Raw genomic sequence first — 19303 nt, 5'->3', positions numbered from 1 at the left:
TCCTCTTTCCTGCCGCTTGATGTTGATTTAATGTAAAAAACGCTATCGCATCTCAGGAGAGCAGGAATGGAGCTTCGCCAGTTACGCTATTTCGTGCGTATTATTGAAACCGGCAGTATGGGCAGCGCCGCACAGGATCTTGATATTGGCGTTTCAGCATTAAGTCAACAGATGTCCCGTCTGGAAAACGAGCTTGCCATCCGTCTGCTGCAGCGCACTTCGCGCGGCGTAACGCCAACCAACGCCGGGCTGGCCTTTTATTCGCAGGCGCAACTCGCCCTGCGTCATGCCGACGACGCAATTCTCGCCGCCAGAGAAGCGCGCCTTTCCGGTCATGTGAGCGTAGGAACGGCCCCCAGTACCGCCTCCATACTGGGTATACCGTTTATCCATGCCATGCAGGAAAACTATGCCGATGTTCGACTGCATGTGGTGGAAAGCTTGTCCGGTAATCTGGAAAGAATGATCAATACCCGCCAGATTGATTTAGCCGTTGTCTTTCAAAAAGATAAAATCCTGCGCTGGAGCGCCAGACCGATCCTTGAAGAACAGCTTTTTCTGATTGGCTCCCATGCCCTGCTGGCGGCGCTTCCTGATAACCCGATCACACCTGAACAACTGGCAGGCATTCCGCTCATTATGCCAAGCCAGGGACATGGGCTGCGCGGCAGGCTGGACGCTGTCTGCCAGGAACATGCGCTTAACGTTGAGATCGTCGCGGAAATTGACGGTCTGGCGTTGTTGATGCGCGCCGTGCGCGACGGTCTTGGCGCCACGTTGCAGCCCGGCGCGGCGATTTCTCATCTGGATAACGACGCGCTACGCGTGATCGGCGTCCATAATCCGGTACTCAGCCGCCCCAATTTTTTAGTCAGCCTGTCGGATGATGAACTGACGCCCGCCGGCCTTGCCGCCAGAGTAGTCCTTACCAAAGTTATGCGTCAGTTAGTCGACGCCGGTGAATGGCCAGGCGCAACCCTTTACGCTTACTAAACCCCTGTTTAGCGCTACCTGATAGCGCGCCGCTTATTTATCCGTATACATTTCAATTACAAATTTAACAAATAGTTAAATGGTACGGGAGTATAAGATGGTTGATGTACTGGTGATAGGCGGAGGCAATGCCGCATTATGCGCCGCCCTGACCGCACGGGAAGCGGGCGCATCGGTTCTGCTGCTGGAGGCTGCCCCGCGGGAATGGCGCGGCGGAAATTCTCAGCACACACGAAACCTGCGCTGTATGCATGATGCGCCGCAGGATGTGCTGGTAGAAAGCTATCCTGAAGAGGAATTCTGGCAGGATCTGTGGCGAGTCACCGACGGCAACACCAACGAGGCGCTGGCGCGGCTGGTCATTCGCACCTCTTCGCAATGCCGCGACTGGATGCGCAAACATGGCGTTAACTTTCAACCGCCGCTATCAGGTGCGCTCCACGTTGCGCGCACCAATGCGTTTTTTATGGGCGGCGGGAAAGCGCTCGTCAATGCCTATTACCGTAGCGCCGAACGGCTGGGCGTACAGGTTCGCTATAACACGCCGGTTCACGCGCTTGAACTTCATGACGGCGAATTCGTGGCGGCGCTGGCGGGTAGCGAACGGATTACCGCCAAAGCCTGCGTATTAGCGGCTGGCGGTTTCGAATCAAACCGTGAATGGCTGCGGGAGGCCTGGGGAGAAAACGCCCGCGGCGAATGGCCCGCGGATAATTTCCTGATTCGCGGCACGCGTTTTAACCAGGGCGTATTACTCAAATTTATGATGGATGCCGGCGCGGATATCATTGGCGATCCGTCCCAGTCGCACTGCGTAGCGATTGATGCCAGGGCGCCGCTGTACGACGGCGGTATTTGTACTCGCGTGGATTGCGTATCGCTGGGTATTGTCGTGAATCGCGACGCCGAACGTTTTTATGATGAAGGCGAAGATTTCTGGCCGAAGCGTTACGCCATTTGGGGGCGGCTGGTGGCTCAACAGCCAGGACAAATTGGCTATTCGATTATTGACAGCAAAGCCATCGGCCACTTTATGCCGCCGGTTTTTCCTGGCGCGCAGGCCAATACGCTGGCTGAGCTGGCCTGCCAGTTGGGGCTGGACGCGGAAAAATTTACCCATACCGTCACGCAGTATAACCAGGCCTGCCAGCCCGGTCATTTTGATCATACCTTGCTTGATGACTGCGCCACTAAAAACCTGACGCCGGCGAAAACCCACTGGGCGCGCCCGCTTGATGCGCCGCCCTACTACGGTTATGCGCTGCGACCCGGCATCACGTTTACCTACCTGGGTCTGAAAGTCAATGAACGTGCCGCGGTGCATTTTGCCGGTCATCCAAGCCGCAACCTGTTTGTTGCCGGCGAGATGATGGCAGGAAATGTACTGGGCAAGGGGTATACCGCAGGCGTAGGCATGTCTATCGGCACAACCTTTGGCCGCATTGCGGGAATAGAAGCCGCCCGCGCGGCGCACAAGGAGGCGCAGCATGAAACAGCTTGAAAAATTAATCATTGAGGCCACCGTGCTTACCGAACCGGAAGCCGAGGTCGAACGCGTCATGCAAGTGTGTAACGCGTGTCGCTACTGCGAAGGTTTTTGCGCGGTATTTCCGGCGATGACCCAGCGGCTCGAATTCGGTAAAGCCGATATTCATTATCTGGCGAATTTATGTCATAACTGCGGCGCCTGCCTGCACGCATGCCAGTATGCGCCGCCCCATGAATTTGCCATTAACGTGCCGAAAGCGATGGCGCAAGCCCGCCTGGAGACGTATCAACAGTATGCCCAGCCCGCCGCTTTTGGCGCGTTATACCGCCGGGCGGGGATCACCGTCGCGCTGGCGCTGATAGTCGGTCTGACGCTCTTTTTATTACTGGCGATGGCGCTGAAAGGGTCGCTGATTCATCCGCCGCTGGCCGGTGACTTCTATCAAATTTTTCCGCATAGCCTGCTGGCATGGATGTTTGGCTCAGTTTTTGTGCTGGCAATCGGTTTGCTTATGGCGGGCGTAATTCGCTTCTGGCGTGAGATCTCGCCGGGCGTACCGCGTTCGGCAGAGATTGCGGAAGCGTCGCACAATGCGTTAACGCTGAAATATCTCGACGGCGGTCACGGCAAAGGCTGTAACGAAGCGGACGATGCGTTCACGCTGCTGCGCCGTCGCTTTCATCACTTTACCTTTTACGGTTTTATGCTCTGTTTTGCCGCCACGGTCGTGGCGACGGGCTATCACTACGTCGCCGGTTGGGAAGCGCCCTACCCGTTTTTTAGCCTGCCGGTCATGCTCGGCACGCTGGGCGGTATCGGTCTGCTTATCGGCCCGGCCGGGCTACTGTGGCTCAATCTGCGGCGGTCGCCGTTACATGGCGATGCGCGCCAGAAACCCATGGATCGCGGCTTTATTCTGCTGCTGTTCTTAACCAGTCTGACCGGGCTGGCGCTGCTGGCAGGCAGAGACACCAGCGGAATGGGCATACTGCTGGCGCTCCATTTAGGCGTGGTGATGGCGCTCTTTCTCACCCTTCCCTACGGAAAATTCGCCCACGGATTTTTCCGCTGCGCGGCCTTACTCAAATGGGCAGTTGAGAAGCGACGCGGAAAACATGCGGGGGATACAGGCAACTGACCCGCAACATCTTACCCATAAAACAATAAAGACAGTGGAGAGCAAACCCTATGGCACAACACACACCTGCAACATCGCGCGCCGGCACGTTCGGCGCAATACTGCGCGTGACAAGCGGCAATTTTCTTGAACAGTTTGATTTTTTCTTGTTCGGATTTTACGCCACCTATATCGCCAGAACGTTTTTTCCGGCGGAAAGCGAATTTGCCTCATTAATGTTGACCTTTGCCGTCTTTGGCTCCGGTTTTTTAATGCGCCCCGTCGGCGCGATTGTGCTTGGCGCCTATATTGACAGAATCGGACGCCGTAAAGGGCTGATGGTGACACTGGCGATTATGGGCTGCGGTACGTTGCTCATCGCCCTCGTCCCCGGCTACCAAACGATCGGCCTGGCAGCGCCTGCGTTGGTGCTGTTGGGCCGGTTATTACAAGGATTTTCTGCGGGCGTTGAGTTAGGCGGCGTCTCGGTCTATCTGTCCGAAATCGCAACGCCAGGCAATAAAGGGTTTTATACCAGCTGGCAATCCGCCAGTCAGCAGGTCGCGATCGTTGTTGCCGCGTTGATTGGTTATAGCCTGAATATCACGCTGGGACACGACGCGATATCGGAGTGGGGCTGGCGAATTCCGTTCTTTATCGGCTGTATGATCATTCCGCTGATTTTTGTTTTACGTCGTTCATTACAAGAAACAGAGGCGTTTTTACAACGCAAGCATCGCCCCGACACCAGGGAAATTTTTGCAACTATCGCCAAAAACTGGCGCATTATTACGGCCGGAACGCTGCTGGTGGCGATGACCACCACAACGTTTTATTTTATCACCGTTTATACGCCGACCTATGGCAGAACCGTGCTTAATCTCAGCGCGCGGGACAGTTTGATCGTCACCATGTTGGTGGGGGTGTCCAATTTTATCTGGTTACCCATTGGCGGCGCGATTTCCGACCGGATTGGCCGTCGCGCCGTATTAATGGGCATTACGTTGCTGGCGCTGATCACCACCTGGCCCGTCATGCAATGGCTGACCGCCGCGCCCGACTTTACCCGCATGACGCTGGTACTGCTGTGGTTCTCTTTCTTTTTTGGCATGTATAACGGCGCAATGGTCGCGGCGTTAACCGAAGTGATGCCAGTCTATGTGCGTACCGTTGGTTTCTCGCTGGCCTTTAGCCTGGCGACGGCGATTTTTGGCGGCCTGACGCCGGCCATCTCTACCGCGCTGGTAAAGTTAACCGGCGACAAAAGCTCGCCCGGCTGGTGGCTGATGTGCGCGGCATTATGTGGACTTGCCGCGACGGCGATGCTGTTTGTACGTCTGAGTCGCGGCTATATCGCGGCAGAAAATAAAGCCTGAAAAAACCACGGGCGGAAAACATTCGCCCGTGGGTGGCAAGGCAGGTTTTTATTGCACGTTATTATGACTGCGAATTTCCTGCCAGACCTTGTCGCAGTCAGCCTTGACCGCCTGATCGTTACCCGTGCGCGTCGCCTGAATGCACTGCTGATAGTCCAGTACCCGCACGCTTTCTTCGTTAGCAAATTGCTGATGTTTGCGGTCTTTTTTAAGGACATTCAGTACGCTTTGGCAGGCCTCTATCTTCTCAGGCGAGCCCTGTGCGGTATTGATACAGGCGCTGTACGCCTCTTTCAGCCGGCTATCTTCTTCCGGCGCGGGTGATGACGCGCAGGCCGTCAAACCGGCGGTCATGCTGGCGATGAGTAAAATTTTTTTCATAGGTCGTTCCTCAACAGCGCGGCAGACCGGCAGCCTGCCGCATCTGACATCAGAAAATAGTGAATGGCGCAATAACGATAAATTTCACGTCACGTTCATCCTGGAAGATGTTGCCGTAACCACCGCCCCAGCTTGGAATATTGGAGTGGTTGTCATATTCGGTGAAGTGCAGTTTGAACATGGTGCCTTTGGCACGCCCCTCCTGCAGGGTATAGACCGCATCCAGACTGTATGAGGACTCTTCGATAGTGCGGTTTTTGTCGTAGTAAGCATCCGGGTTACTTTGCCAGGTTGCCGGTTTAGCATCCCAAGCGTAAACGTAAGACGCGCCCACAGCCCAGCCCGGCAGATTCCAGTTTTTCAGGTCATACATCGCGCCGAAGAAAACCGCCTTTTCACCGTTAGCATTAAAGTCGGAGCGGTTATCCCACCAGATATCCAGACGACCGTTTGAAGAGGCGTAGGTTGGCGTCATACGTTGCAGAAAATAGCCCTGCTGACCGTCCGCTTTCACCCAGGTGCCTTCCAGACGCAGGTCAACCACTTCCGCGACTTTGTAGCCGAAGGTCAACGCCTGCAGCCAGGCCGTACCGTCGTAAATATCATTCACGCTGCGATCGTCTACTTTGTCGCGCGCGCCGTAGAACTGGTAACTGGTGGTGAACGGATTGCCGCCTAAATCAAATTTATAGCTGGCCTTTGCGAAATATTGATCGACATAGCCTTCGGACTGACCAAACGCCGCTTCCAGCACCAGATCATTTTTGAAGTCGTACTTCGCGCCGATGGAGTGGAGGTAGTCCACATTAGTTTTTTTATCCGCCTGATAAAACTTATCCATTTCGGTATGCCACGGCGCTTTATATTCGTTAGTCCACATGTAGGAAAAACTTAACGCGCCCGCATCGCCATAGTCAAAACTGGCGCCGGCTTCCGCCCCCTGATAAGTACCCGGCATAAAACTCCAGTGCGGCGCTAACAGCGTCTGACCGGTAGGCTGAATATAACCGGCACGCGCCCAGACCGGGCCATATTTAAATTTCGCGGCGGCTTTATAAAGACTGATACCGCTCTTATCGCCGGAATAGTCTTCGTCGTAGCCTTTTATTCTTTTTCGAGAAGGCAATTTCGTTTGGATGACCGCTGTCGCCGTTTTCTGCCATTTCAATCGCGGTAAACGCCGCGATATCCAGACCGAACATATCCGCAGCGTAACCAGACTGAAAATCCAGGTTAGCGTTCCAGGTCGCATGAGAAAGGTTAGTTTTATATTTGTCGCCGTCGGTCACATCTTTGCGATCGCGTTCACGCTGCCAATAATAGATGCCGCCCGTTAACGTGGAGTCGTCGAAAAAGCCGGAGGCTTGCGCCTGCGGAACAACGATCCACCCCGACATTGCTGTGATACCGGCGATAGCCAGAGCCAGCGTACTACGTTTGCCACTAAACGTACGCATAAGTTAATCCTCTTTGACGTATAAATTGCTGCCGACAAAAGCGAACAGCGAAAAAATAAAAATAAAAAGTAGCGCTGAGAAACCTCATTTACTACGTTAAATAGACCATTTTTCGCGATGCGAATTATCAATCTCTTTCTGTAACCAGTATGTAATAATATGAGCAACCGCACATATTTAATTGCTTTCTGTTACATTCGACTGCTGGTGGGGGAAGCAGACCGCCAGAAAGAAAATTGACTTGTTTTCCATAGGCATGAAAATAATTGTCTCCTGTTGACCTGACGCTTATAACATTTAGATTAATAATCATTTATCAGATCAATAATTTTCAGAGAATAATTAATTCGCCTCGCAAAAAAGAGAATCGACTTAGAGCCTATCCCACCAGGCGTTATTGGCGCAGCCAGTTTGGACACGGACAGCGCGCAAAAACCGGAGCGTACACGTAGTACGTGAGGTTTGACTCGCTACGCTCGCCCTTCGGGCCGCCGCTAGCGGCGTTCAAAACGCTAACGCGTTTTGGCGAGCACTGCCCAGGTCCAAAATGGCAAGTAAAATAGCCCTAATGGGATAGGCTCTTGGAAATGCAGAGAAAAAACGCCGCAAAACGCGGCGTTGACAAGGTATTTTTACAGCATTCGTCTGTTGGCGCAGTGCTTACTCGCCCGCTTTCGCCCAGGTATCACGCAGGCCCACGGTGCGGTTAAAGACCAGCTTATCGGCCGTTGCATAGCGGCTGTCGAGGCAGAAGTAGCCTTCACGTTCAAACTGGAAAGCTTTTCCTGCTACCGCCGCTTTCAGCGACGGCTCACCATAACCCTGCTTAATCACTAATGATTCGGGGTTGATAACAGACAGGAAGTCCTCCGCGGCGCCTGGATTCGGCACGCTGAACAGACGGTCGTAGAGACGAATTTCAATCGGCAACGCATGTGCTGCGCTAACCCAGTGGATTACGCCTTTCACTTTACGCCCGTCAGCCGGATCTTTACTCAGCGTATCGGCATCATAGGTACAGAAGATGGTGGTGATATTCCCTTCGGCATCCTTCTCTACGCGCTCCGCTTTAATGACGTAGGCATTACGCAGACGCACTTCTTTGCCCATCACCAGACGCTTGTACTGCTTGTTCGCTTCTTCGCGGAAATCTGCGCGATCGATCCAGATCTCACCGCTAAACGGCACTTCACGGCTGCCCATCTCCGGTTTATTCGGATGGTTAGGCATGGTAACCATTTCGCTCTCGCCCTGCGGGTAGTTTTCGATAACCAGTTTTACCGGATCGATTACCGCCATCGCGCGCGGCGCGTTTTCGTTCAGATCTTCGCGAATGCAGGATTCCAGCGACGCCATCTCAATGGTGTTGTCCTGCTTGGTGACGCCGATGCGTTTGCAGAACTCACGAATAGAAGCTGCGGTATAGCCGCGACGGCGCAGACCGGAAATAGTCGGCATACGCGGATCGTCCCAACCTTCGACGTGTTTGTCGGTCACCAGCAGGTTCAGCTTACGCTTGGACATCACGGTGTATTCCAGATTCAGGCGCGAGAATTCGTACTGGCGCGGGTGAACCGGAATGGTGATGTTGTCCAGCACCCAGTCGTACAGACGACGGTTATCCTGGAACTCCAGCGTACACAGAGAATGAGTAATGCCTTCCAGCGCATCGCTGATGCAGTGAGTAAAGTCGTACATCGGGTAGATGCACCACTTGTTGCCGGTCTGGTGGTGTTCAGCAAATTTAATGCGGTACAGCACCGGATCGCGCATCACGATAAACGGCGACGCCATGTCGATTTTAGCGCGCAGACAGGCTTTACCCTCTTCAAAACCGCCGGTACGCATTTTTTCAAATAGCGCGAGGTTCTCTTCCACGCTGCGATCGCGGAACGGGCTGTTTTTACCCGGCGCGGTCAGCGTACCGCGGTATTCACGGATCTGCTCCGGCGTCAGCTCATCAACGTAGGCCAGGCCTTTATTGATTAGCTCGACCGCATAGGCGTGCAGTTGGTCAAAGTAATCGGAGGAGTAGCGAATATCGCCAGACCAGTGAAAGCCTAACCACTCGACGTCGTTTTTGATCGAATCAACGTACTCGATATCTTCTTTTACCGGGTTGGTGTCATCGAAACGCAGGTTGCACTGGCCCTGATAATCTTGCGCGATGCCAAAGTTCAGGCAGATAGATTTCGCGTGGCCGATGTGCAGATAGCCATTCGGCTCCGGCGGAAAACGGGTATGGACAGTGGTATGTTTACCACTCGCCAGATCTTCATCAATAATCTGACGAATAAAGTTAGTCGGGCGGGCTTCAGCCTCACTCATCGTGGATTCCTCAAAGCGTAAACAACGTATAACGGCATATGATCTTATAAGCCGGACAGACTGACAACCTTTAGTTACTTAAAAAGTGGCTTTGCAGAAAATATTGGGGCTAATTGCGGTAAAAAAAAGCGGCGAAGGTCCCCCTCTGCCGCTTATGTTTTCTGTGATATCGCCGGATGGCGTCTTACGCCTTATCCGGCCAGGAAGCGATTATTTGCTCTTGATCTCGTACAGTGGCGTTTGACCCGCCACCACGTGACCATCCGCTTTGATGACCAGAGCGCTGAAGTCATCGCTGTTGCTGCAAACAACCGGGCTTATCATGGAACGCGCATTGGCATTCAGGAAGTCCAGATCCAGTTCCAGCACCGGCTGACCCGCCGTGACTTCCGCACCCTCTTCTACCAGACGCTTAAAGCCCTGACCGTTCAGCGCGACGGTATCGATACCCATATGGACAACGATCTCCGCGCCTTTTTCGGTTTCCAGACAGAACGCGTGGTTAGTGTTGAAGATTTTCACGATAGTACCCGCCGCCGGAGAAACCACGGTTTTATCGGTGGGTTTCACCGCCACGCCGTCGCCGACCGCTTTGCTGGCGAAAGCTTCATCCGGTACCTGATCCAGCGCCACTACCTCACCGGTAATCGGAGAGACCAGTTCAGCGATAGTCACCGCATTCGGCACCGCCTGGGGTTTGGCCGCCGGAGCAGGTGTTGCAACGTGAGCCGCATCAGCAGACGCTGCCGCGACCGGCCCCCGCGCCACCACTTTCTTCATTTCATCGCCAATCGATTCTGCTTTCGCGCCGACAATAACCTGAATGGTCTGTTTGTTCAGTTTAACCACCCCGGAAGCGCCGAGGCGTTTGCAGGCCGCATCGTTAACGCGAGCAGAGTCATTCACGGTCAGGCGCAGACGGGTAATACACGCATCGATCGCTTTCAGGTTGTCCGTACCGCCAACCGCAGCAATATAGCTGGTCGCCAGTTGCGTTAACCCTTCTTCGGTGTTGCTGTTGGCTTCTTCCGTTACCATCTCATCAACTTTATCTTCGCGGCCCGGCGTTTTCAGGTTAAACATACGAATAACCGCGCTGAACAGCAGGAAGTAGATGATAAAGAATACAACGCCCATCACCAGCAACATCCAGACGTTATTGCTGGCCGCTGGCAGGTTATACATCAGAACATAGTCGATCGCGCCTGCCGAGAAAGAGAAGCCCGCATGGATACCCAGCAACGTCGCGACGAACAGGCTGATACCAGTCAAAATGGCGTGCAGGAGGTACAGCAGCGGCGCCAGGAACATAAACAGGAATTCCAGCGGCTCGGTTACGCCGGTCAGAAACGCGGTGATCGCGACAGACAGCAGCATACCGCCCACCATCGGACGACGTTCTTTCGGCGCGGCGAAATACATCGCCAGAGCGGCGCCCGGCAGACCAAACATCATGATCGGGAAGAAGCCGGACATAAACATCCCCGCCGTGCCGTCGCCAGCATAGAAGCGGTTGATGTCGCCGTGGAATACAGTGCCTGCGGCATTGGTGAATTCGCCAATCTGGAACCAGGCGATGGTGTTCAGTACCTGATGCAGACCGGTGGGGATCAGCAGACGGTTGATGAAGCCAAAGATACCGGAACCCAGCGCGCCTGCGGAAACGATCCATTCACCGCCCGCATGGATGCCATGCTGTACCGGCGGCCAGACGTAACCGAAAATAGCGGCCAGCACCAGACAGAAAAAGCCCGTTGCGATCGGCACAAAACGTTTTCCACCGAAGAAACTGAGAAAATCAGGCAGTTTGATACCAGACCAACGATTATAAACCGCGCCGCCGACCAGACCGGTAATAATCCCCGCCAGCACGCCCATGTTGATTTCCGGGTTAATCGTCACCATCGCTTTGGTCATGACGAAGTAACCCACGGCTCCCGCCAGTGCTGCCGCGCCCGCGCTATCTTTAGACCAACTGGAGGCCACGCCGATAGCGAAAACCAGCGCCAGGTTATCGAAAATAGACCCGCCCGCTTGCGCGATAAACGGCATATTCAGCAAATCTGGTTGGCCGAATCGCAGCAACAACGCTGCCACCGGCAACACGGCGATAGGGAGCTGCAACGCCCTACCCAGCCGCTGGAAAAAACCTAAAATATTCATCTTATTCCCCCTACGAGACGCCGATATGGCTTCTTTGAAGCCGTTTTTTATTGTGCTGCAAACGTTAAAAACGTGATGTTCTGTAATCGAACGGTGAGATCATCTTCTGCAGAGTGTGTGGAAAATTAATTCGCCTCGCAAATTAAACGGGTGTTTTTTGTGATTATAATCACTAAATATCGTAATCACCCCCACCATCCACTGGCTAACACGGAAAACTTATTTTATGATTCAAAAAATCAGGACGGATTGAACACGAACCCTGGATATCCAGGTTACGCTTAATACGATCCGCCAAATTTTGACATTGATTATCGAGGTGAAGAATGAGACTGATCCCCCTGAGTACCGCAGAACAGGTTGGCAAATGGGCCGCTCGCCATATCGTTAACCGTATTAATGCGTTCAAACCGACCGCCGATCGTCCGTTTGTCCTTGGACTGCCTACCGGCGGCACGCCGCTAACGGCGTACAAAGCGCTGGTTGAGATGCACAAAGCGGGCGAGGTCAGCTTTAAGCATGTGGTCACCTTTAATATGGACGAATATGTTGGCCTGCCGAAAGAGCACCCGGAAAGCTACCACAGCTTTATGCATCGTAACTTTTTCGATCACGTTGATATTCCAGCAGAAAACATCAATCTTCTCAACGGTAACGCACCGGATATCGATGCGGAATGCCGTCAATATGAAGAAAAAATTCGTTCTTACGGTAAAATCCATCTGTTTATGGGCGGCGTCGGCAACGACGGTCACATCGCCTTTAACGAACCGGCGTCTTCCCTGGCTTCCCGTACCCGTATCAAAACGTTAACCCATGATACTCGCGTAGCGAACTCCCGCTTCTTTGACGGTGACGTAAACCAGGTGCCGAAATACGCGCTGACGGTAGGCGTAGGCACGCTGCTGGATGCGGAAGAAGTGATGATTCTGGTGCTGGGCCATCAGAAAGCCCAGGCGCTGCAGGCGGCGGTTGAAGGCAACGTCAACCACATGTGGACCATTAGCTGCCTGCAACTCCATCCGAAAGCGGTTGTGGTATGCGATGAGCCGTCCACAATGGAACTTAAAGTTAAAACATTGAAATATTTCAATGAATTAGAAGCAGAAAATATTAAAGGTCTGTAATGTTGTCTCCGCCCCGCCAGTCAATGCGGGGCGGTAAATTTTTGATATCGGGGGTCGGAATGTATGCTTTAACCCAGGGCCGGATCTTTACCGGTCACGAAATTCTTGATGACCATGCGCTTGTTGTCGCTAATGGCCTGATTGACCGCGTTTGTCCGATGGCCGAACTGCCGCCGGGAATAGAACAACGCTCATTGAATGGGGCCATTCTCTCCCCCGGTTTTATTGATGTGCAGCTAAACGGCTGCGGCGGCGTGCAGTTTAACGATACCGCAGAAGCCGTCAGCGTTGAAACGCTGGAAATTATGCAGAAAGCCAATGAAAAATCGGGCTGTACTAACTTTCTGCCAACGCTTATCACTACCAGCGACGAATTGATGAAACAGGGCATTCGCGTCATGCGCGAATACCTGGAAAAACATCCGCACCAGGCGCTGGGTCTCCACCTGGAAGGCCCCTGGCTTAATCTGGTAAAAAAAGGCACCCATAATCCTGATTTCGTGCGTAAACCAGACGCTGCGCTGGTCGATTTCTTATGCGATAATGCCGACGTCATCACCAAAGTCACTCTCGCGCCGGAAATGGTGCCTGCTGACGTAATCGCTAAACTGGCGAATGCGGGCATTGTGGTTTCCGCAGGTCACTCCAACGCGACGTTAAAAGAGGCGAAAGCAGGCTTCCGCGCCGGGATTACTTTTGCGACTCACCTGTTTAACGCGATGCCGTACATTACAGGGCGTGAGCCGGGCCTTGCTGGCGCTGTTCTGGACGAAGCGGATATTTATTGCGGCGTTATCGCCGATGGTCTGCATGTCGACTACGCCAACATTCGCAATGCCAAACGCCTTAAAGGCGACAAACTTTGTCTGGTGACAGACGCCACCGCACCGGCGGGGGCCAATATTGAGCAGTTCATTTTCGCAGGTAAAACAATATACTACCGCAATGGACTGTGTGTGGATGAAAACGGTACGTTGAGCGGTTCGTCCTTAACCATGATTGAAGGCGTACGCAACCTGGTCGCGCATTGCGGCATCGCGCTGGATGAAGTGCTGCGCATGGCAACACTCTATCCGGCACGCGCTATCGGCGTTGATAAGCATCTCGGTAGCATTGCGCCGGGTAAAGTCGCCAACCTGACCGCGTTCACCCACGATTTTAAAATTATCAAGACCATCGTTAATGGTGACGAGGTCGTTGACTTGAGTAAGTGAGAATATGACACCAGGCGGACAAGCTCAGATAGGTAACGTTGATCTCGTAAAACAGCTTAACAGCGCGGCCGTTTACCGCCTGATTGACCAGCATGGTCCTATCTCGCGCATACAAATTGCCGAGCAAAGCCAGCTTGCTCCCGCCAGCGTAACGAAAATTACGCGTCAACTCATTGAACGCGGGCTGATCAAAGAAGTCGATCAGCAGGCCTCTACCGGAGGCCGCCGCGCTATCTCTATCGTCACGGAAACCCGTAACTTCCACGCCATTGGCGTTCGCCTGGGCCGTCATGACACCACTTTAACGCTCTACGATCTGAGCAGTAAAGTGGTCGCTGAGGAGCATTATCCGCTACCGGAGCGCACCCAGGAGACGCTGGAACATGCGCTGCTCAACACCATCGCCGTCTTTATTGATAGCTGTCAGCGTAAAATTCGTGAATTGATCGCTATCTCGGTGATCCTGCCAGGGCTTGTCGATCCGGAAAGCGGCGTGATTCGTTACATGCCGCACATTCAGGTTGAAAACTGGGGACTGGTCGAAGCGCTGGAAAAACGGTTTCACGTTACCTGTTTCGTGGGACACGATATCCGTAGCCTGGCGCTGGCGGAACACTACTTCGGCGCCAGTCAGGATTGCGAGGACTCGATTCTGGTGCGCGTTCATCGTGGTACAGGCGCCGGGATTATCTCCAACGGACGCATCTTCATTGGCCGTAACGGCAACGTCGGTGAAATTGGGCATATTCAGGTGGAGCCGCTGGGCGAGCGCTGCCACTGCGGTAATTTCGGCTGTCTGGAAACCATTGCCGCCAATGCGGCGATTGAACAACGGGTGCTGAATTTGCTTAAACAAGGGTATCAAAGCCGTGTTCCGCTTGACGACTGCACGATTAAAACCATCTGTAAGGCGGCAAACCGGGGCGACAGCCTGGCCTCGGAAGTCATTGAGCATGTTGGTCGCCATTTGGGCAAAACGATCGCCATTGCTATCAACCTGTTTAACCCGCAAAAAATCGTCATTGCCGGCGAGATCATTGAAGCCGATAAAGTCCTGTTGCCCGCTATCGAAAGCTGTATCAATACGCAGGCGTTAAAGGCATTTCGCAAAAATTTGCCGGTGGTACGCTCCACGCTGGATCACCGTTCTGCTATCGGCGCATTTGCCTTAGTTAAACGCGCCATGCTCAACGGAACATTGCTGCAACGTTTGCTGGAAAGTTGATGCGCTCTTATAGTATCGGATTATTCACAAATTCCCCGGGTAGTTCATGACCATCAAGAATGTAATCTGCGATATCGACGGCGTGCTGATGCACGACAACGTAGCCGTACCCGGTGCGGCGGAATTTCTGACGGGGATTCTGGAAAAAGGTCTGCCGCTGGTGCTGCTGACCAATTACCCGTCGCAAACCGGCCAGGATCTGGCGAACCGTTTTGCTACCGCTGGCGTTAACGTGCCGGACAGCGTGTTTTATACGTCAGCAATGGCGACAGCCGATTTTCTGCGCCGTCAGGAAGGTAAAAAAGCGTATGTCGTGGGCGAAGGCGCGCTTATTCACGAGCTCTATAAAGCAGGTTTTACCATTACCGATGTGAACCCTGATTTTGTCATCGTTGGAGAAACCCGCTCCTACAACTGGGACATGATGCATAAAGCAGCATTTTTCGTCGCCAATGGCGCGCGCTTTATCGCTACCAACCCGGATACTCACGGTCGCGGCTTTTATCCGGCCTGCGGCGCGCTGTGCGCAGGCATTGAAAAAATTTCCGGCCGGAAGCCGTTTTATGTCGGCAAACCCAGCCCGTGGATCATCCGCGCGGCGTTAAACAAAATGCAGGCGCACTCGGAAGAGACCGTTATCGTCGGCGACAACCTGCGCACCGACATTCTGGCGGGGTTCCAGGCCGGTCTGGAGACCATTCTGGTGCTTTCAGGCGTATCAACAATCAATGATATTGACAGTATGCCGTTCCGCCCAAGCTGGATTTACCCTTCCGTCGCCGAGATAGACGTTATCTAAACCTGTCCCCTGCCCGATGACGCGCCGCTTTCAGGCCTACGGTTCGAACAACATTGTAGGCCTGATAAGCGAAACGTCATCAGGAAAAACATAATTCAATTAAACCACGATAAAACTGAAGATCCATCAATAAATCCGCGCAATACGTAATCATTTTTCACTAATCAACAATGACGATTGCATTTTTCATTTTTTCAGACCGTAATCCCCTTGCGCCTTCCACGCCTTTGCGGCATTTTTTAGTCAAGCAAATACAAAAAGTACGACGCAACAGATTAACGGAGAAGGCTATGTGTTCTATTTTCGGCGTATTCGATATCAAAACAGATGCAGCGGAACTGCGTAAAAAAGCCCTTGAACTGTCACGCCTGATGCGCCATCGCGGCCCGGACTGGTCCGGCATCTACGCTTGCGATAACGCGATTCTCACACATGAACGCTTGTCGATTGTTGATGTTAACGCTGGCGCCCAGCCCCTGTATAACGCCAGAAAAACCCACGTACTGGCGGTGAACGGTGAAATTTATAACCATCAGACGTTACGCGCGGAGTATGGCGATCGTTACGCGTTCCAGACAGGCTCCGACTGCGAAGTTATTCTCGCGCTGTATCAGGAAAAAGGGCCGGATTTCCTTGACGATTTACAGGGGATGTTCGCCTTCGCCCTGTATGACAGCGAAAAAGACGCTTATCTGATTGGTCGTGACCATATCGGTATTATTCCGCTCTATATGGGCTATGACGAATTCGGCAACTTCTACGTAGCGTCAGAAATGAAAGCGCTGACCCCGGTCTGCCGCACCATTAAAGAGTTCCCGGCGGGCAGCTACCTGTGGAGCAAAGACGGCGAAATTCGTCAGTACTATCAGCGCGACTGGTTCGATTACGATGCGGTAAAAGACAACGTCACCGACAAAAACGCGCTGCGCCAGGCGCTGGAAGAATCCGTAAAAAGCCACCTGATGTCCGACGTGCCCTATGGCGTGCTGCTCTCCGGCGGTCTGGACTCGTCGGTTATTTCGGCAATCACCAAAAAATTCGCCGCCCGTCGCGTCGAAGATCAGGAGCGCTCCGAAGCCTGGTGGCCACAGTTGCACTCTTTTGCGGTCGGTCTGGAAGGTTCGCCTGACCTGAAGGCGGCCCAGGAAGTGGCTAACCACCTCGGCACCGTGCACCATGAAATTCACTTCACCGTGCAGGAAGGCCTTGATGCCATTCGTGATGTTATCTATCACATTGAAACCTATGACGTGACCACTATCCGCGCCTCAACGCCGATGTATCTGATGTCGCGTAAGATCAAAGCGATGGGCATCAAAATGGTGCTCTCCGGCGAAGGTTCCGATGAGGTGTTTGGCGGCTACCTGTACTTCCATAAAGCGCCGAACGCCAAAGAGTTACATGAAGAGACGGTCCGTAAGCTACAGGCGCTGCATATGTATGACTGCGCCCGCGCCAACAAAGCGATGTCCGCCTGGGGCGTGGAAGCGCGCGTACCGTTCCTGGATAAAAAATTCCTCGACGTGGCGATGCGTATCAACCCACAGGATAAAATGTGCGGCAACGGCAAGATGGAAAAACACGTGCTGCGCGAGTGCTTCGAGTCTTATCTGCCAGCAAGCGTCGCGTGGCGTCAGAAAGAGCAGTTCTCTGACGGCGTAGGCTACAGCTGGATTGATACGCTGAAAGAGGTGGCGGCGAAACAGATTTCCGATCAACAACTGGAAACCGCCCGCTTCCGCTTTCCATACAACACGCCGTCGTCTAAAGAGGCGTATCTGTACCGCGAAATTTTTGAAGAGCTGTTCCCGGTGCCGAGCGCGGCGGAATGCGTACCCGGCGGCCCGTCCGTGGCCTGTTCTTCCGCCAAAGCCATTGAGTGGGATGAAGCATTCAAAACGATGGATGACCCGTCAGGCCGCGCGGTCGGCGTGCATCAGTCGGCGTACCAGTAAATTAACGATGACGAAAGAGCCCTTAGGGGCTCTTTTTTTATAGCAAACTACTTTCGGAAAAACGATTAATAACCAATAATTGCCGAATATTGCGCCACGCTGTTCGCAACCTAACCAAACAGACACTTTCCGACGTTTTTCGATGAAAAAGAGGTTGACGCTTCAAGGCTCAATACGCATAATGCGCCCCGCAACGCCGATAAGGTAACGCGAAAAAAAGATGGCTACGTAGCTCAGTTGGTTAGAGCACATCACTCATAATGATGGGGTCACAGGTTCGAATCCCGTCGTAGCCACCATCTTTTTTGCGGGAGTGGCGAAATTGGTAGACGCACCAGATTTAGGTTCTGGCGCCGCAAGGTGTGCGAGTTCAAGTCTCGCCTCCCGCACCATTCACCGATAAGCGTTGTACGGATGGGGTATCGCCAAGCGGTAAGGCACCGGTTTTTGATACCGGCATTCCCTGGTTCGAATCCAGGTACCCCAGCCATATTTCTTCGAGTTTGCGGTTCACCGCGACGGTATTGGGGTATCGCCAAGCGGTAAGGCACCGGTTTTTGATACCGGCATTCCCTGGTTCGAATCCAGGTACCCCAGCCATCGAAGAAATCATCTGGCTACGTAGCTCAGTTGGTTAGAGCACATCACTCATAATGATGGGGTCACAGGTTCGAATCCCGTCGTAGCCACCATATTCAGAACGCGTTGAGGTATTCGACCGGTTCGAAAATAATTTGTTGGGGTATCGCCAAGCGGTAAGGCACCGGATTCTGATTCCGGCATTCCGAGGTTCGAATCCTCGTACCCCAGCCAGTTTTAAAGACGCTCTACTAACGAGCGCAAGAAGTACGACAATTGGGGTATCGCCAAGCGGTAAGGCACCGGATTCTGATTCCGGCATTCCGAGGTTCGAATCCTCGTACCCCAGCCACCTTTAAAAAGCTCGCTTCGGCGAGCTTTTTGCTTTTCTGCGTTTATAAATTCCGAAAGAGGTTTCCCCCTTAATGCCCTGCTATCAGTAAAACGCTATGATAAAGCCTTACAGGGAGCGTTCGGTAACCTCACAATGAATTACCAGTTTTGTTGGTATCTCTTTTTGCAGCCATTAACATTTTTTATGGTCGTCTTGCTCTGCGCTTTCACCTTCATTGATATCACGGCCAGCGCCGCCTGGTTGATTATTTTGGGTCTGATTTACCCCGTGGCAGTGTCAATGAGGCTACATATACTGCACCAGAAAAAGGCGGTCATGCTACGCCAGAATAGTGCGGAATGGATAGTGTATCTGCCAGGGATCCCTGTGCAAGAAAAACAAAGCGCGCTGATTAATGTCGCGTTTTCCTCGAAAACGGCGCTGCACGGATTCTATATTCGCGCCCTGTCCAGCAAAGTCATTCTTCACATCATCACTTTTTATATTCTGTGGTTTGATGTCCAACATGCAACACTGACGTGGTATCGGATTCTCGCCGCATTAATCACCCTGGCGATTCTTGTAAAATCAATGAGTTCCACATTACTGATGCTACATAAAGTAGTACGTTGCCAATACAACGTATGCACAATTGAAATGGCATCACCTTGGTATGAAATTGATTTCAAAGGGAAATTAGGTTTATGTGCTTTATTTGCAGTAAAGTAAGATGTCAATACGCTTACCCGACCTGCAATTGAGCGTT

Annotated in this window: 13 protein-coding genes, 7 tRNA genes and 1 pseudogene; 17 read left to right on the top strand and 4 right to left on the bottom strand. The window is 52.9% G+C overall.

The annotated features are described in order from the left end of the window. The first annotated feature begins 66 nt into the window (after positions 1-66). The 4 genes from tcuR (at position 67) to tcuC (ending at position 4975) form a co-directional block, all read left to right on the top strand. Positions 67-993 carry a tricarballylate utilization LysR family transcriptional regulator TcuR gene (gene tcuR / locus N7E69_RS15720; protein ID WP_000423384.1) on the top strand — a complete coding sequence of 309 codons (927 nt, stop codon included), beginning with the start codon at positions 67-69 and terminating at the stop codon, positions 991-993. A 97-nt stretch (positions 994-1090) separates the two neighbouring features. Next, the gene (gene tcuA / locus N7E69_RS15715) at positions 1091-2494 is read left to right on the top strand and encodes an FAD-dependent tricarballylate dehydrogenase TcuA (RefSeq protein WP_000228709.1); all 1404 of its coding nucleotides are present in this window, start codon (positions 1091-1093) and stop codon (positions 2492-2494) included. Next, entirely contained in the window at positions 2481-3620 is a 1140-nt protein-coding gene (tcuB, locus tag N7E69_RS15710) for a tricarballylate utilization protein TcuB (protein WP_000811134.1), read from the top strand. The genes tcuA and tcuB overlap by 14 nt, the downstream gene beginning before the upstream one ends. A gap of 50 nt (positions 3621-3670) precedes the next feature. Next, complete coding sequence (tcuC, locus tag N7E69_RS15705) at positions 3671-4975, top strand: tricarballylate/proton symporter TcuC (protein ID WP_000057014.1); 1305 nt, start codon at positions 3671-3673, stop codon at positions 4973-4975. Between the two features lie 48 nt (positions 4976-5023). Here tcuC and chiQ read toward each other — a convergent pair whose 3' ends face one another. The 4 genes and pseudogenes from chiQ to nagE form a co-directional block, all read right to left on the bottom strand. Then, positions 5024-5356 carry a ChiQ/YbfN family lipoprotein gene (chiQ, locus tag N7E69_RS15700; RefSeq protein ID WP_000722258.1) on the bottom strand — a complete coding sequence of 111 codons (333 nt, stop codon included), beginning with the start codon at positions 5354-5356 and terminating at the stop codon, positions 5024-5026. Between the two features lie 49 nt (positions 5357-5405). Then, a pseudogene (chiP, locus tag N7E69_RS15695) lies at positions 5406-6813 on the bottom strand (chitoporin ChiP). 660 nt (positions 6814-7473) lie between these two features. Beyond that, positions 7474-9141, bottom strand: coding sequence for a glutamine--tRNA ligase (gene glnS / locus N7E69_RS15690; protein ID WP_001287181.1), 1668 nt, complete (start codon positions 9139-9141; stop codon positions 7474-7476). Between the two features lie 210 nt (positions 9142-9351). Then, complete coding sequence (nagE, locus tag N7E69_RS15685) at positions 9352-11304, bottom strand: PTS N-acetyl glucosamine transporter subunit IIABC (protein WP_001023069.1); 1953 nt, start codon at positions 11302-11304, stop codon at positions 9352-9354. Between the two features lie 326 nt (positions 11305-11630). Here nagE and nagB point away from each other — a divergent pair, with 326 nt between their 5' ends. The 13 genes from nagB to N7E69_RS15620 all read left to right on the top strand — a co-directional run bounded on the left by nagB (position 11631) and on the right by N7E69_RS15620 (position 19266). Continuing rightward, positions 11631-12431: a glucosamine-6-phosphate deaminase gene (gene nagB, locus N7E69_RS15680; RefSeq protein WP_001237059.1), complete on the top strand. Its 801-nt coding sequence runs from the start codon at positions 11631-11633 to the stop codon at positions 12429-12431. A 59-nt stretch (positions 12432-12490) separates the two neighbouring features. Then, positions 12491-13645, top strand: a complete 1155-nt coding sequence (nagA, locus tag N7E69_RS15675; protein WP_000271186.1) for an N-acetylglucosamine-6-phosphate deacetylase — start codon at positions 12491-12493, stop codon at positions 13643-13645. A gap of 4 nt (positions 13646-13649) precedes the next feature. Further along, complete coding sequence (gene nagC, locus N7E69_RS15670) at positions 13650-14870, top strand: DNA-binding transcriptional regulator NagC (RefSeq protein WP_000187578.1); 1221 nt, start codon at positions 13650-13652, stop codon at positions 14868-14870. Between the two features lie 46 nt (positions 14871-14916). Then, positions 14917-15669, top strand: coding sequence for a ribonucleotide monophosphatase NagD (gene nagD / locus N7E69_RS15665; protein ID WP_000153143.1), 753 nt, complete (start codon positions 14917-14919; stop codon positions 15667-15669). Between the two features lie 290 nt (positions 15670-15959). Continuing rightward, entirely contained in the window at positions 15960-17624 is a 1665-nt protein-coding gene (gene asnB / locus N7E69_RS15660; RefSeq protein ID WP_108610920.1) for an asparagine synthase B, read from the top strand. Positions 17625-17846: 222 nt separating this feature from the next. Next, positions 17847-17923, top strand: a tRNA-Met gene (locus N7E69_RS15655). 8 nt (positions 17924-17931) lie between these two features. Continuing rightward, positions 17932-18016 (top strand) — tRNA-Leu (locus tag N7E69_RS15650). A 23-nt stretch (positions 18017-18039) separates the two neighbouring features. Further along, positions 18040-18114, top strand: a tRNA-Gln gene (locus N7E69_RS15645). Positions 18115-18149: 35 nt separating this feature from the next. After that, positions 18150-18224, top strand: a tRNA-Gln gene (locus tag N7E69_RS15640). Between the two features lie 15 nt (positions 18225-18239). Further along, a tRNA-Met gene (locus tag N7E69_RS15635) sits at positions 18240-18316 on the top strand. A gap of 46 nt (positions 18317-18362) precedes the next feature. Continuing rightward, positions 18363-18437: transfer RNA gene (locus N7E69_RS15630), tRNA-Gln, on the top strand. Positions 18438-18480: 43 nt separating this feature from the next. Then, a tRNA-Gln gene (locus N7E69_RS15625) sits at positions 18481-18555 on the top strand. A 135-nt stretch (positions 18556-18690) separates the two neighbouring features. Next, complete coding sequence (locus tag N7E69_RS15620) at positions 18691-19266, top strand: hypothetical protein (RefSeq protein WP_001109069.1); 576 nt, start codon at positions 18691-18693, stop codon at positions 19264-19266. Positions 19267-19303: the final 37 nt, after the last annotated feature.

Origin of the sequence: Salmonella sp. 3C (assembly GCF_025426275.1) — a bacterium.
Lineage (GTDB): Bacteria > Pseudomonadota > Gammaproteobacteria > Enterobacterales > Enterobacteriaceae > Salmonella > Salmonella enterica.
This window is presented reverse-complemented; position numbering and strand designations above follow the sequence as displayed.